At 33.9% G+C, this 14657-nt stretch carries 17 protein-coding genes and 1 pseudogene; 8 read left to right on the top strand and 10 right to left on the bottom strand.

The features are described 5' to 3' along the window. Window positions 1–225: 225 nt before the first annotated feature. Window positions 226–771 carry a hypothetical protein gene (locus JFT95_RS07555; RefSeq protein WP_016120021.1) on the top strand — a complete coding sequence of 182 codons (546 nt, stop codon included), beginning with the start codon at window positions 226–228 and terminating at the stop codon, window positions 769–771. A 51-nt stretch (window positions 772–822) separates the two neighbouring features. Here the strand turns inward: JFT95_RS07555 and JFT95_RS07550 are convergent, their stop codons facing one another. Then, the gene (locus tag JFT95_RS07550; RefSeq protein WP_201051851.1) at window positions 823–2457 is read right to left on the bottom strand and encodes a multicopper oxidase family protein; all 1635 of its coding nucleotides are present in this window, start codon (window positions 2455–2457) and stop codon (window positions 823–825) included. A gap of 118 nt (window positions 2458–2575) precedes the next feature. Next, the gene (locus tag JFT95_RS07545; RefSeq protein ID WP_002126845.1) at window positions 2576–3859 is read right to left on the bottom strand and encodes an aminopeptidase P family protein; all 1284 of its coding nucleotides are present in this window, start codon (window positions 3857–3859) and stop codon (window positions 2576–2578) included. 223 nt (window positions 3860–4082) lie between these two features. Here JFT95_RS07545 and JFT95_RS07540 point away from each other — a divergent pair, with 223 nt between their 5' ends. The 4 genes and pseudogenes from JFT95_RS07540 to JFT95_RS29865 all read left to right on the top strand — a co-directional run bounded on the left by JFT95_RS07540 (window position 4083) and on the right by JFT95_RS29865 (window position 5961). Next, the gene (locus JFT95_RS07540) at window positions 4083–5075 is read left to right on the top strand and encodes a F510_1955 family glycosylhydrolase (RefSeq protein WP_002126844.1); all 993 of its coding nucleotides are present in this window, start codon (window positions 4083–4085) and stop codon (window positions 5073–5075) included. A 19-nt stretch (window positions 5076–5094) separates the two neighbouring features. Further along, a pseudogene (locus tag JFT95_RS07535) lies at window positions 5095–5305 on the top strand (hypothetical protein); the annotation flags it as partial. A gap of 147 nt (window positions 5306–5452) precedes the next feature. Continuing rightward, window positions 5453–5701 (top strand): urease accessory protein UreH domain-containing protein, encoded by a 249-nt coding sequence (locus JFT95_RS29465; protein WP_002126842.1) that lies wholly within the window; start codon window positions 5453–5455, stop codon window positions 5699–5701. 14 nt (window positions 5702–5715) lie between these two features. Next, window positions 5716–5961, top strand: coding sequence for an urease accessory protein UreH domain-containing protein (locus tag JFT95_RS29865; protein ID WP_003188550.1), 246 nt, complete (start codon window positions 5716–5718; stop codon window positions 5959–5961). 54 nt (window positions 5962–6015) lie between these two features. Here the strand turns inward: JFT95_RS29865 and JFT95_RS07525 are convergent, their stop codons facing one another. Further along, window positions 6016–6888 (bottom strand): LysR family transcriptional regulator, encoded by an 873-nt coding sequence (locus tag JFT95_RS07525; protein ID WP_201051850.1) that lies wholly within the window; start codon window positions 6886–6888, stop codon window positions 6016–6018. A gap of 142 nt (window positions 6889–7030) precedes the next feature. Here JFT95_RS07525 and JFT95_RS07520 point away from each other — a divergent pair, with 142 nt between their 5' ends. Then, the gene (locus JFT95_RS07520) at window positions 7031–7738 is read left to right on the top strand and encodes an alpha/beta fold hydrolase (protein ID WP_002126841.1); all 708 of its coding nucleotides are present in this window, start codon (window positions 7031–7033) and stop codon (window positions 7736–7738) included. Between the two features lie 146 nt (window positions 7739–7884). Further along, the gene (locus tag JFT95_RS07515) at window positions 7885–8115 is read left to right on the top strand and encodes a DUF896 domain-containing protein (RefSeq protein ID WP_002168639.1); all 231 of its coding nucleotides are present in this window, start codon (window positions 7885–7887) and stop codon (window positions 8113–8115) included. A gap of 50 nt (window positions 8116–8165) precedes the next feature. Here the strand turns inward: JFT95_RS07515 and JFT95_RS07510 are convergent, their stop codons facing one another. The 6 genes from JFT95_RS07510 to deoC form a co-directional block, all read right to left on the bottom strand. Further along, the gene (locus JFT95_RS07510; protein WP_002012104.1) at window positions 8166–8648 is read right to left on the bottom strand and encodes a CcdC family protein; all 483 of its coding nucleotides are present in this window, start codon (window positions 8646–8648) and stop codon (window positions 8166–8168) included. Window positions 8649–8663: 15 nt separating this feature from the next. Continuing rightward, the gene (locus JFT95_RS07505) at window positions 8664–9059 is read right to left on the bottom strand and encodes a DUF2871 domain-containing protein (RefSeq protein ID WP_000737878.1); all 396 of its coding nucleotides are present in this window, start codon (window positions 9057–9059) and stop codon (window positions 8664–8666) included. 166 nt (window positions 9060–9225) lie between these two features. After that, window positions 9226–9621: a cytidine deaminase gene (locus JFT95_RS07500; RefSeq protein ID WP_000358532.1), complete on the bottom strand. Its 396-nt coding sequence runs from the start codon at window positions 9619–9621 to the stop codon at window positions 9226–9228. A gap of 33 nt (window positions 9622–9654) precedes the next feature. Continuing rightward, window positions 9655–10956, bottom strand: a complete 1302-nt coding sequence (locus JFT95_RS07495) for a pyrimidine-nucleoside phosphorylase (protein ID WP_002126836.1) — start codon at window positions 10954–10956, stop codon at window positions 9655–9657. 36 nt (window positions 10957–10992) lie between these two features. Next, complete coding sequence (locus JFT95_RS07490) at window positions 10993–12174, bottom strand: NupC/NupG family nucleoside CNT transporter (RefSeq protein WP_002035026.1); 1182 nt, start codon at window positions 12172–12174, stop codon at window positions 10993–10995. A 105-nt stretch (window positions 12175–12279) separates the two neighbouring features. Further along, window positions 12280–12951 (bottom strand): deoxyribose-phosphate aldolase, encoded by a 672-nt coding sequence (gene deoC, locus JFT95_RS07485; RefSeq protein ID WP_002012110.1) that lies wholly within the window; start codon window positions 12949–12951, stop codon window positions 12280–12282. A 156-nt stretch (window positions 12952–13107) separates the two neighbouring features. Between deoC and JFT95_RS07480 the strand changes: the two genes are divergently transcribed. Next, on the top strand, window positions 13108–13470 hold the full coding sequence (locus JFT95_RS07480) for a hypothetical protein (protein WP_002086260.1): 363 nt from the start codon (window positions 13108–13110) through the stop codon (window positions 13468–13470). A 48-nt stretch (window positions 13471–13518) separates the two neighbouring features. Here JFT95_RS07480 and JFT95_RS07475 read toward each other — a convergent pair whose 3' ends face one another. Next, window positions 13519–14466, bottom strand: coding sequence for a DNA-binding transcriptional repressor DeoR (locus JFT95_RS07475; RefSeq protein ID WP_000356572.1), 948 nt, complete (start codon window positions 14464–14466; stop codon window positions 13519–13521). Window positions 14467–14657: the final 191 nt, after the last annotated feature.

Below are 14657 nucleotides of genomic sequence, written 5' to 3'. Positions count from 1 at the left end.
GAACATCTTTTCCATTCACTACTACTTGCTTACATATATTCTCTCAAAATAAAAATACAACAATTCTTTATGAAGCATCGTCCACTAAGATAACCATCATTATTTGAAAATTATATTGAACTTACCTTTTTTAAATTGTCCAGATAATTTGCAGATATATATTAGCATAAGTACTCTCCATTTGAACATATGATGAAGTGAATGATAGGACAGGGAGGTATCATGATGTTCGCTTATACGTTAACTGCCTTAACACTTTGTTGTATCTCGATTCTTATTACATCATATATATCTAAACGCAAGGGTACCCTAATGGAGTATATGGTATTTATTATGTCTTTTAGTATGTGTATCGGTTTAAGTATCGGTTTTTATTTAGGTATTCTTTTTAAAGGTGAATTACTATATTCTACTTTGCTTGCGATTTTGATTAGTAGTTGTATCGGTTTTTTAGTCGGTCTACGGTTTCACCTATTTACCGCTTTAGAAGGAATGTTTTCTGGATTAATGGCAAGTATGATGGGAGCAATGATTACAGAAATGTTAAACGCTCAACAAGCTCACAGTATACTGTTCATTAGTCTTTTACTTACTATAACAATAACTATGTCATGTATAATTCAACTTTTATCAGAAACCTTTTCTACTTTTATCCAACGGCGTTTTTTATTATTACTTTCAATTAGTGTGGTAATTATCGTTGCCGTGTTCGTGACATTCCCCGATCATACTCCCCCATCTTCATCCGGGCACGATCAACATATGCATTAACACTTGCAACGAAAATGAATAAGCAGCTATCCATAGGATAACTGCTTCATATTATTCTGGCTTATTAGGAATGTTAGGGTTTGGAACATAATCAGATTTATAATCTGTATATTTCACTTCTGTTACCATCCCCGCTGAAGCATGGTGTAAATCATGACAGTGGAACATCCATTCACCCGGATTGTCTGCTACAAAGGCTACTTCATATTCTTCTCCTGGTTTTAAGTTCAAAGTGTCTTTCACAATTGGAGAACCTTCTACCGGTTTTCCATCTTTACTTAACACCTGGAAGAAATGACCGTGTAAATGCATCGGATGATCGTCCGCTTTAGAGCAATTTACTAATTTTACTTTTACTAAGTCACCCTTTTTCACTGAAATTGGGTCAATATCTGGGAATACCTTTCCGTTAATTGTATATACCATTTCATTTCCATTCATTTGCGTATTCAAGTCCATATTATATGTGGCAATATACTGTTGATTTAACGTGAAACTACCTAATTTTTTAGCACCATATTTCGTCATATCTAATTTCGGTAATTTTTCTTTTTCATCTGCTTTGTCTTTCATCTCTTTGCTGCCATCATATTCAATAATAGCTTTCATTCCTTTTGCACCTTTACTTTCTGAATGGTCTTCAACGTACCATTTCCCAGGATTGTTAGCTGTAAATTCAATATCATAACGTTCACCCGGTGCGATTGAAATTACTTTGTCTTTTATAACTTTTGGATCGTTAATTGGTTGACCATCTGTCGCAATTACTTTTATATCATGACCGTGAACATGTATATCATGTGATAGATAACCAGCATTAACGAGTCGAAGACGAACTTTATCCCCTTCATTCACTTTTAACAGCTCTACTAAATCTCCGCTTTTACCATTGATTGTGAATAAGTCATACATACTCATATCATGACCTTCCATCTTCATATTTCCATGGTCCATTCCTGCCATATTACTAGAGTCTTTTTTATCACTGTCCATACCGGAATGATCCATGCCTTTCATATCATCATTCTTTTTCGTATTTTCATTACCCTTAGATTTATTACCTGTTGGCCCTTTTGTCATTTCTTTTAACTGCTTATTAATTTCTTCTTTATCTGTAACCCATTCATCCAACATTAATGTGTAATCTTTATCATATTTTTCATTAGTATCTTCTACAATGAGAGCACCATATAAACCTCTATCTAGTTGATTCACAGAATCTTGATGCGAATGATACCAATATGTTCCTGGTACGTTCGCTTCAAATTCATAGGTGAAACTCTTTCCAGGTTCAACCGCATCTTGCGTCACACCTGGAATTCCATCCATGTTATTTGGGACAGGATACCCATGCCAATGAATAGATACTGGTGCAGATAATTCATTTTTTAATGTCACTTTAACCTTTTCACCTTTTTTCACTCTGATTTCTGGACCTGGGGATGAGCCATTAAATGTCCAGACTGGAACAATAACACCGTTACTTAGCTTTTGCTTTTCTTCTTTCGCTACTAAAGTAACTTCTGGCCCTTTTACAACTTTCAATGGTTTTGTAGCCGTTTCAGTCTGTGTTGTTTTTTTATCGTCCATATTTTTATGATCATTTGTTGTATTTGTGATCGCAGAACATGCAGCAATTAAAGATATTACGGAGACTGTAACTGCTGTTAATACAAATCTCTTCATTGAAAATCCCTCCTTTTTCTTTTTCAAGATTATTATAGAAGACAATTTTCAAGAAAATATGGAGGTTTAAAATGGTCCAAATAAAAAGACGCCCAAAATTGAGCGCCTCTTCTAATTATTATTTCGTAACAACTTCATCTTCTTTTACATTTACATTATTTTCTCTCATAAACTCTTCAATCTCTTCAACTGTTCTAATGATATCTTTTGACAAGTTTTCATACCCGTCTTTTGTGATAAGAATATCATCTTCAATACGAATCCCAATTGATTCTTCTTCAATATATAGACCTGGTTCAATCGTAATGACCATACCTTCTTCTAATACTCTATCTTTGTATGTTCCTACATCATGAGTATCTAAACCTAGGAAATGACTCACGCCGTGATAATAATATTTAGATAGTTCCTCATCTTCTTGAATTAAACCAATAGCTTTACACTCTTCTGCCAGTACCTTTTTTGTGTGCTCATTTAATGCAGTAAACTTTAATCCTGGCTTAATAAGCTCAGTTGTTTCTTTCAATGCTTTTAACACTATATTATATATTTGTTTTTGGCGACTAGAGAATGTTCCACTAGCTGGGAATGTGTAACTAATATCAGCGTTGTAGTAATCTTTTTGAGCACCTAAATCGAGCAGCACTAAATCACCATTTTGAATTTGTGCATCATTATCTTCATAATGAAGGACTGTAGCATTTTTACCACTCGCCAAAATTGTATTGAATGCATGATGTTTAATTCCAGATGATTTAAGCGTAAAATCAAAATGAGCTTCTAATTCATATTCCATCACATCTGCTTTTGCATGCTTCAGCACGTTATAAATACCCTCTTTAGTTACAGCAATCGCTTCTTTAATGATTTCAATTTCTTCTTCCGTTTTAAACACTCGTAATTCACAAATATGCGGATATACATTACCAATTAAAACGTGTGGATACTGTTCTCTTACATATTTAGCAAACGCTAACGTTTTCGTCTCAGTACCCTTCCACTCACGACGCTCTAAATCTAAATACAGATGCTTCACATTTTCTGTGAAAAGTGTATTTGCCATTGTCTTCTCAAAGCTTTCTATATATACAACTTTTTTTATGCCTGAAATTTGTTCTGCATCTTCTTTAGAAACTGTTTTACCGTCCCATTTTTCCATTACTGGATCTGATTTTTCAATGAAAAGAGTTTCTTCCACACTATTTCCAAACTTTTTCAACATGAAAATAACATTTGGCTCATCGATTCCCGTTAAATAGTAAAAATTTCGATTCGGCACAAATTTATAATGTGCATCGGCTGACATATGAGGTGCTTGCCCAGCAAATAAAATAGTAATAGATTCATCCGGTAATGTGTTTACTAATCGTTCTCTATTTTGAGCAAAAAATGTTGATTTCATAATAATCCCCCTAGCGTTCTATGTATAATTTTGAAACTAATTATCCAATATAATTCATTCTATTATTGTTATAATTTTTCGTCAATTAATAGTGCTCATAGAGAAAAGAAAATCTTCATTACTAGGGCCCCTTCCACTCTAAATTCTGCATACCACTCCACAATTTCTTGACATTTATTCCATATACTTAAAATCTCATATATATGGAAAGGAGTCTACAAAAGTGAAACATTATGTAGCAACAGGGTTAGCAATTACTTCTTTATTAATAATTACAGGATGTTCTAGCAATGCTGAAACAGCACCAGCTAAAAAAGAAACGGTGCAATCTCAGCCAAAAAATAAAGAAACAGCAACTACGATTCCGCAAAACTTCTATAAAGAAATTACATCTGGAAAAATCGAGCACATTCATGGAATTGGCTACGCGGGAAATATGCCTGGGGTTTCTATCGCAACTCACAGTGGTATAAAAGTTTATCAAAATGGTAAATGGTTTGAAACTACGACTGAGCTACATGATTACATGGGATTTCAGGCAACAAAGAATGGATTCGTTGCCAGCGGTCATCCTGAACCAGGTGCAAATTTAAAAAATCCTTTAGGGTTAATGAAAAGTTCTGATGGCGGTAATACCCTCGAAAAGCTAGCGTTTTATGGAGAATCTGATTTTCATAACCTTGCTGTCGGATATAATACGGAAGCAATTTATTTATACAATGAGCGTCCAAATTCTAAATTACAACAAGGTTTTTATTTCAGTACGAACAACGGACAAGATTGGAAAAATAGTAAATTAAACGGTCTTTCAAGTACAATCCATTCCTTTTCAGCACATCCAGATCAATCTAGTGTAGTCGCGGTAAGTGCTAAAGACGGTGTATATTTGTCTACAGATTATGGAAATACATTTGAACTATTTTCTAAACCAGTTGAATCGACCGCAGTTACATTAAGTAATGAAGACATTATCTATGCCTCTATTAATAAGCAAACTGAGCAACTAATTACGAAGAAATCAATTGCTACAAATGAAGAAACAAACTTACAGATTCCATCTTTAGATTCTAAAGATACAATTATGTACATATCACAAAATCCTCAAAATTCAGCTGAAATAGTTTTTGCTACAATGAAAGCAAATGTCTTTCTTTCTATGGATGACGGTAAAACGTGGAAGCAGATTACTAAAAATGGAACATTACAATATAACTAGTTAGAAAGGTGAATATAACGTGTTTTCAACAGTTAGCGAGTGGAGTTATCAACTCATGTCTCCTTTAATGGATATCGCGAATGCTACGAAATCAATTCCTCTTTTATTTGCGTTTTTATTAGGCATTGTAGGTACCCTTTCTCCTTGCCAATTAACAGGAAACATTAGCGCTATTACACTTTATCCCGCATTAACGGGCAGTAAAACTCCCACCTCAAAATTCGGATAGTACAAAGAAGTTAGGTGGGATATCAACTGCCCGTAAATGCCCGATTGGTTCAACTAATAATCAGTGGGGATGAACAACCCCCCCACTGATTAAAGTTTCACTTTATGGCAATCAATCTTTACAAAAGGGACATGTATGGAAACATATATTGTTATTTATTTTAGGAAAAATAATAGCTTTTACGACACTTGGACTATTAGTATGGTTCTTAGGAAAAGAGATTCAGCAAATATTAACTTTGTATTTCCCATGGTTACGAAAAATAATTGGACCTTTATTAATTTTAATGGGGCTAATGTTGGCAGGTATTATAAAAGGAAGAAGTTTCTTCTCGATCAAATTTATACGAAAACAAAATGAGGTTGGCTCATTTTTACTTGGATTCTCTTTTCCTTAGCCTTCTGTCCGACTATGTTCGTTCTATTTTTCGGAACGTTAATCCCTTTATCTTTCTCATCTAATTATGGATACTTGTTTCCGACATTCTTTTCGATAGGAACTGCTCTACCTATCGTTGTACTTATGTTCATCATCTCCTACCTTGGATTAAATGGGACTTTACTGAAAAAGAGCCGAAAAATAGGAAAAAACATTCAGCGTATAGCCGGTGTTCTCCTTATATTAATCGGGCTTTATGATACTGTCCTATATTGGTAATACACACAAAAGGTAAGCTTCAGTGAAATGAGCTTACCTTTTGTATCATTTTATTCATTTTTTCTTTTGTTGTAGTTGGCTTAGTAAATTCGTAACAAACGCCAGAAACAGTGCGTCATTTTCTTTTTTAGGTGACCATTGCATAATAAGTTGTCGTGGAATTTTAATTTCTATCGGTTGCACGATGAAGTCATGAATAATTTGTTTATGAAGTCCTGATAATGGAACGATTGTTATTCCTTTAACTTGTAAAGCCAGTGCTAACGCCGAACTAATTGTCTCTGATTCCATCACTTTATTAACTACTATTTCATTTTTCATCAAATATGGTTCAAGTACTTCTTTACAACCAGAGAGCGGCATTATAAAAGGATAATTTTTCAACTCTTTCATTGTAAGACCTGATGGAACTGACTTAGAAGAAACCATAACATACGGATCTTCACCAATTACATCATAGTGAAATCCTGGTATTAAATTTTCTTTTATAGAAATAGAAAAATCTGCACTTTCAGAAGACAGCCAATCTAACACTTCTTGATAGCTTCCTTCTCGAACTGCAAGCACATACTGACTTTGATCAAAATTACCTTGTTCGATACACTCCGCCAAACAATATACAGTAACTGAAGGATATGTAGCTAATACAATCTTATACAAGTTATTATTTTTTAATTGTAAAGCTGTTTCTTCAAGGTTTTCATACTCCATTAGAAGTCGATCTACACAAACTAAAAATTTTTTTCCATTTTCAGTTAAAACAGTTCCTTGTCTAGAGCGATCAAATAATGTTATAGCATATCGTTTCTCTAATTTGTTTACGATATGAGTTATAGCCGGCTGTGTCATATGTAACTCCTTAGCTGCTAAACTAATGCTGTTCAAACGAGCCACGTATTTAAAAACTTTAAAATCAAAAACGTTCATTCTGTTCTCCTTATATAAAAGTTATTTATATCATCTATAAATAAGCTTCATTATATTTATCAATCCACTTCATATACACTAATTATACATCATCAATATTACGAAAAAATAAACATATAAACATTAGAGGAGTGTTGATTAAATGAGTACTTACGTTTTAGTACATGGAGCATGGCAAGGTGAATGGGCATGGGATTTAGTAAAACCTCAACTAGAGGCTTTCGGACATACAGTTATTACACTAGACTTACCTGGAAGTGGGAAAGATACAACTCCATCACAAAATATAACATTAGATTCCTATGTTAATGCAGTAACAACTATTATAAATCAACAAAATGAAAAAGTTATTCTTGTTGGACATAGTATGGGTGGAATTGTGATCACTCAAACCGCTGAGCTTATACCAAATAAAATCGATAAATTAGTATATCTTTGTGCATTCTTGCCACAAAATGGAGAAAGTCTTGGTAGTAAGTTAGACGGAGAAGCTGGCCCACAATTCTCTATAAATGAGAATGACATAACCGCAGAACTTATACCAGAGTTGATTGAACAAACATTTTTAAATGCTACAGAAGACGGTTCTATTAAAGGAGCATCTTTTAATCAAATGCGTCCTCAACCACTAGGACCGTTCCAAAAAGAGCTGAAAATATCAGAAGAGAACTTTGGAACTGTAAATCGTATTTATATCGAAACAACTCTAGATAGAGCAATTCCGATTGATTTTCAGCGCCGAATGAATACAGAAACTCCTTGTGTGAAAATCATTACTTTGGAAGCTGATCATTCTCCATTCTTTTCTAAAACAGCAGAACTTGTTAGTCACTTACATGAATTAAGCTAAACTTTATATTTTCCTTGTAGACACCCACTTACTGTAATACGGGTGTCTACTTTTCTTTTACCCTTCTTGACATATTCATATGAAAAAGTTAAAATAACTATAAATTAGTAAGTAACTAATTTAATTTAAAGTAAGAGGTGAACAAAATGCAAAACATTTTATTCCGTATTAACGAATTATCAAAAAAAGAAAGAACATCTGGATTAACAGTTGATGAAAAACAAGAACAACAAATGTTGCGTCAAAACTATACAAAAACATTTCGCGGGAGCTTAGATTCCATTTTATTAAACACAAAAATCGTTGATCAAAATGGTCTTAACGTTACACCAGTTGCATTACAAGATGCTCAAATACGTTTAAAATTAAGCAAATGAAATCAAAGCTAAAAAAACAATCTTATAAAACATAAAAAGAGCTGAAATTCCTATATAGAAATTCCAGCTCTTTTTATTGTCTTTTCTAATTTAGTAAACGAGCGATACATCGCAATTCTCCACGATACAATCATCGCAAAAGCGAGTAAGAAAAACATTCCACTTAATTGGGTTAAATCAATCGACTGACTTAAATATGATTTTAATGCTACCCGGACAGCTAATAAACCAACTAAAATAAATATGAACGCTTTTGATGGTTTCATATATATGTCTTCGCCTCTTATTTCGAACTTAGATGTTTTAATAAGAAATATAGAGAAAATAAGTCCTACGCTAATTGCCTCTACTATTTCTAAAGACGTTAATCGAAACTCTGGTAAGAAGTACATCATTGCACCAGTGCTCATAAAAATTGGCGGTAATATAATTTTCTTTTTCGTTACCGGTTTTTTCGCTGACTTAAAGCGAAGAAACATAACTCCAACGGCCATACAAACCGCTACTATACTTGATAAAAGTGCTAAACTCATACTCTCCACTCCTATCTATTTAAAAGATTTTTTGAGCAAAATCATAAACCAAACGAGCCCAACACTTATAATGACATGACCTAATCCAGCCATATGGCTTAAACCATTAAAGTCAGTTCCATTTACTTGTAGAATACCTCTAAATACCATTGTAGCAATAGTAAAAATTAATCCTACATTATAAACAACAAACCACGCACGAAAACTTTTTGTTTCACGGACATTAAATACTTTAAATAGAGCTAAAGCGACCAAAAAGAATACAAAGCCGAGCACTAATACGTGTGTATGCACTAATTGCAACATAGTGGATCCTTTAATGCCTTGCGCTTTCGTATACTCTCTTGCAAATACACCTGATAATAAACCAATAATTAAGTAAATGAATGCTGCATTATATAATTTCTTCATCATATTCCTCCTGCTGTAGAACGACAATTTATATCGTCACTTTCCATATTCACTGCAATCATTTTACGCAAAGTTTATGAACGGAATATGAACAGATTATTACATTCTATTATTGAAAATAAAAAAGGCCATTCCACAACTATTAATTGTGGAATGGCCTTTTAACTTATTTTAAATCTTCAATTGAAAAGGCACCAGGCAGTAACTGCTCTACAGTCACTTCTTTTTCATCGCCTTTTACATTTGTTAGTAAAACTGGCATTTTCGGATCACAAAATTCAGCAATAACTTGTCTACAAGCACCACATGGTGAAATAGGTCCGTCAGTTTCTCCTGTAATGACTAAGTAACTAAAGTCGCGCTCACCTTCTGATACTGCTTTAAATATTGCTGTTCTTTCTGCACAGTTACATAAACCGTAAGAAGCGTTTTCTATATTACAACCAGTATAGATTTTACCTTCTTTTGTAACTAGCGCTGCACCAACAGGAAATTTAGAATACGGAATATACGCTTTCGATAACATCTTATTTGCTTCTTCGATATATTTTTTCTTATCCATATTATTTCCTCCTCAAAGTAAATGTAATTATGATTAGTCAGTAATAACTGTATGAACTAATTTAGGAGCCACTGCTGTTTCAGCGATAGAAATGTTCTCATAGATTTTTGCTTTTACATCTTCTACATTTTCGCGATTTGCATAAATCGTTACGAACGGCTCGCCTTCTTTTACTGCATCGCCAACTTTTTTACGTAACATTAATCCTACCGCTAAATCGATTTCATCTTCTTTTGTCGCACGACCTGCACCTAATAACATAGCTGCGATACCGATTTCATCTGCAACAATGTTTGAAATCACACCTGAAGTTTTTGCAGGTACATCAATTACATACTTCGCCTGTGGCATTTTTTCTGGATTATCTACAATTGAGCTGTCTCCGCCTTGGTTGCTTAAGAACTCTTTAAACTTCTCAGTTGCTTTTCCATTTTTCATCACTTCAATTAGCATTTCACGAGCTTCTTCTAATGTATTTGCTTTTTTCGCAAGTACGACCATTTGGCTTCCTAATACAAGTACTAATTCTGTTAAATCTTCTGGACCTTCGCCTTTTAAAGTATCAATTGCTTCCTTCACTTCTAGAGCGTTACCAATAGCAAAACCAAGAGGTTGTGACATATCTGAAATTACTGCCATCGTTTGACGTCCAACATTATTTCCGATACGTACCATTGCATGAGCTAATTCTTTTGCATCTTCTTCGGTTTTCATAAATGCACCCGCACCTGTTTTTACATCAAGTACGATTGCATCAGCACCAGCTGCAATTTTTTTACTCATAATTGAACTTGCAATTAGAGGAATTGAATTTACTGTTCCTGTTACATCACGTAATGCATAAATCTTTTTATCAGCGGGTGTTAAGTTTCCTGTTTGTCCGATAACAGCCACTTTGTCACGGTTTACAATATCAATGAACTGTTCTTTCGTAATTTCAACGTGGAATCCTTCTACCGCTTCTAATTTATCAATTGTCCCGCCCGTATGTCCTAAACCACGACCAGACATTTTTGCTACTGGTACATCTAAAGCAGCAACTAATGGTCCTAATACTAATGTTGTTGTATCACCAACACCGCCAGTTGAATGCTTATCTACTTTAATGCCTTCAATTGCTGATAAGTCGATTGTTTCTCCAGACTCAACCATTGCCATCGTTAAATCTGCACGTTCACGATCCGTCATATCTTTAAAGAAAATTGCCATTGCAAGTGCACTCGCTTGATAATCAGGAATACTTCCATCTGTATATCCATTAATAAAAAATTTGATTTCTTCAGTCATTAATTCTTTTCCATCACGTTTTTTCGCAATAATATCTACCATTCTCATTGTAATCACCATTCCTTTTTATATTATATGAATCTGTTAAAATAATAAGCCAACGATTGTTGCTGATAAGAAACTTACTAACGTTGCACCGAAAAGTAATTTCAAACCAAATCTTGCGACTACATTCCCTTGTTTTTCATTTAAGCTCTTAACTGCCCCAGCAATAATTCCAATTGAAGAGAAGTTTGCAAATGAAACTAAGAATACAGATATAATCGCTGTCGTTCTATCTGAGAAATTAAAGTTTCCTTGTGCTAAATCTGTCATCGCAACAAATTCATTTGATACAAGTTTTGTCGCCATAATATTCCCTGCGTTAACTGCTTCATGCCATGGAACACCCATAATAAATGCAAATGGTGCAAATACATAACCAAGAATTTCTTGGAATGAGATACCGATTACACCTTTAAATACTGCATTAATGAATGCGATAAGGGCAACGAAACCAATTAACATAGCTGCTACTGTAATCGCAACTTTAAATCCATCTATAATGTATTCCCCTAATACTTCAAAGAATGTCTTTTTCTCTTCTTCTTGTACTTCTAACATATCTTCTTCTTCAGTAACTTCATACGGGTTAATGATAGAAGCAATAATGAAGCCACCGAATAAGTTAAGCACTAAAGCGGTTACAACATATTGCGGTTTTAATAACACCATATATGATCCAACGATAGACATAGATACTGTAGACATTGCAGATGCACATAATGTATACATTCTTTTCTCTGGCAATAATCCTAGTTGTTTCTTAACTGAAATAAACACTTCAGATTGTCCTAAAATCGCAGAAGCTACCGCGTTATATGATTCGAGTTTCCCCATCCCATTTACTTTACTTAATACTAGACCGATAGATTTCACAATAATAGGTAATACTTTAATGTGTTGCAAAATACCTATTAAAGCTGATATAAATACGATTGGCATTAATACACTTAAAAAGAATGAAAACTCTTTTTGATTTACTAATCCACCAAATACGAAATTCACACCATCAGCGGCATATTTTAATAATTCTCCAAAACCATCTGCTATTCCGCTAATTAATATATTCCCTACGCTTGTATTTAATAATAAAAACCCCAAAATGAATTGTAATATAACCATCGTTATGATTGGGCGATATTTGACTTTCTTTCTATCATTACTAGCAAGCCAAGCGATACCTAAAATCAATACGAGGCCTAAAACACCGATTAAGTATTTCATAAGCCGTCTCCTCCCATTCGTATCCGCTTACATTCTTTTCAATTGTTAAAGCAATAGATACACTTTACTTTAAACGTGTATCTATTGCTTTTCACACTTTATTAATTAGTAATTATCTGTAGCACCTTTTGCATCATTTAATACGATTGCAACACTAGCACTTGCTCCAACGCGAGAAGCTCCAGCCTCTACCATTTTGTCTGCATCTTCACGTGTACGAACGCCGCCAGATGCTTTCACGCCAACGTTTGGTCCAACTGTTTTACGCATTAATGCGATATCTTCTGCAGTTGCTCCGCCAGTTGAGAATCCAGTTGAAGTTTTTACGAAATCAGCGCCAGCTTTTACTGATAATTCACAAGCACGAACTTTTTCTTCATCTGTTAGAAGGCAAGTTTCAATGATTACTTTTACAAGAGCTTTTCCTTTTGCTGCTTGTACTACTTCATAAATGTCTTTTTCAACGAACTCATTGTCGCCATCTTTTAAAGCACCTACGTTGATTACCATATCAACTTCAGTTGCACCTTTTGCGATAGCATCTTTTGTTTCGAATGCTTTTGTTTCAGTAGTGCTTGCTCCTAATGGGAAACCGATTACAGTACAAACGTCTACATCATGTCCAGCTAATTCTTCAGCAGCTAGCTTTACCCATGTAGGATTAATACAAACTGAAGCAAATTTGTATTGCTTTGCCTCTTCGATTACTTTCATAACATCTTCTTTTGTAGAATTTGGTTTTAAAATTGTATGGTCAATTAACTTTGCAATGTTCATTATCTTCACTCCTCATATCTTTTAACAACTTCATTCTAACTCTTAGTTGAACAAATGTAAATACACTTTTGAACTTTTGTTCATTCTTTTTTAGAAGGGAATTTCTAGTAATACATTGAAAGTAGTATAAGCTTGTAAATAAAGGATGTGAACCACTTGTTTAAGTCAAAATTCTTTATATTCACATTGCTAGTATGCACCTCACTATCCATATTTATTTTTTATAAAAGGGATGTTATTTTCCAAGAAGGAAACCCAGTTCCATTTGCTTTAGCTATGTCTAAGATGGTTATTCAAGATAAAGAAATGGTGGAAGTAGAACCGATAGATAATCAATACCCCTACTTAGTAAAGCGCGGAAAAATGGAACCTTTTATCGATATGATGGAGCAAGATGGCTGGAGTTTTGTAGATAGAGATATTATGGCTAACTCACTAATTTTTGAAAAAGGAGATCAATCAAAGAGCGTTCCTTACAAATACTTTACAAGGTACTACACATTGATTTATTCATACTAAAAATAAAAGGCTTTCTCAAAATTAATATTTTGAGAAAGCCTTTTATTTCTAACCTTTTTGATAATGTAACAATTCTTTCGCTGTATGCTGATCTATAATTAGTACATTTGCATACCCGCCACGTAACGCACCGTCAATTGCTTTTATTTTTCTATTACCACCTGCAACTAAAATAGAACGTTTCTTTAATTTAAGTTCCTCTAACTCAATTCCAATTGTACGCTTATTAATTTCTTCGCTACTAATATTTCCGTCTCCATCAAAGAAACGTGAACAAATGTCACCGACAGCTTGTTCTTTCAAAATGTTCGTTTCATCCTTATCTAAATATCCTAATCGGAATAATAACGCTTCATCACGCACTGTTCCAACAGTGAAAATTGCAATATTTGCTTGTTTCCCCATTTCAATAATGTGATGAATATGTCTATCTTGCTCCACTAATTCTTTTGTCACCGCATTATCAAATATAACTGGAAGAGGTAGATTTCTTGGCGTCGTTTGAAAAGCATCTGCAAATAACGCGATCGTTTCATTCGCATATGTATTTACACTTGAGTGACTAATGCCACCTTTTAACTGGACAACCTCTACACCTTTCACATGTTGCGGTACGATTTTTCTAGCGATTTCATACATCGTCATTCCCCAGCTTACACCAACGATATCACCAGTTTTCACTGTCTTTTCCATATACTCAGCTGCATATTTACTAATATACTCCGTAATCGTTGCATATTCTGGTACTGGAGAAAATACGACATGCGCTTCTAACAGGTTATACTTTTCTTTAAGTAAATTCCCAACGTTATCTAAGTCAGCAAATGGATCAGCTATACTAATTTGAACAAATCCTTTTTCTTTCGCATACTTCAATAATCTAGAAATCGTCGGTCTTGAAATATTTAATTTATTAGCAATTTCTTGCTGACTATAATCTGATTGATAATATAATCTTGCAACTTCAACGCTTAATTGTTGTTTATCCTTATCCATAGTAACTCATTACATATCCTTTCCTGTATTTCCTTTTCGTTACAAGCATTATACAGCTTTATGCAAAAAAATTCGACTCCCTTATTTATCAACCTAAACTTCTACTCCACTTAGGATTTACAATGAAACTTTTATTTTTTAGCTTCATACACTCGATACAAATGATCTTGAATCAGATAAAGTGAAACTTT

The organism is Bacillus sp. TH17 (assembly GCF_016651125.1).
Lineage (GTDB): Bacteria > Bacillota > Bacilli > Bacillales > Bacillaceae_G > Bacillus_A > Bacillus_A mycoides.
Note: the sequence above shows the minus strand (reverse complement) of the source record. Positions and strands in the feature narration are given on the sequence as shown.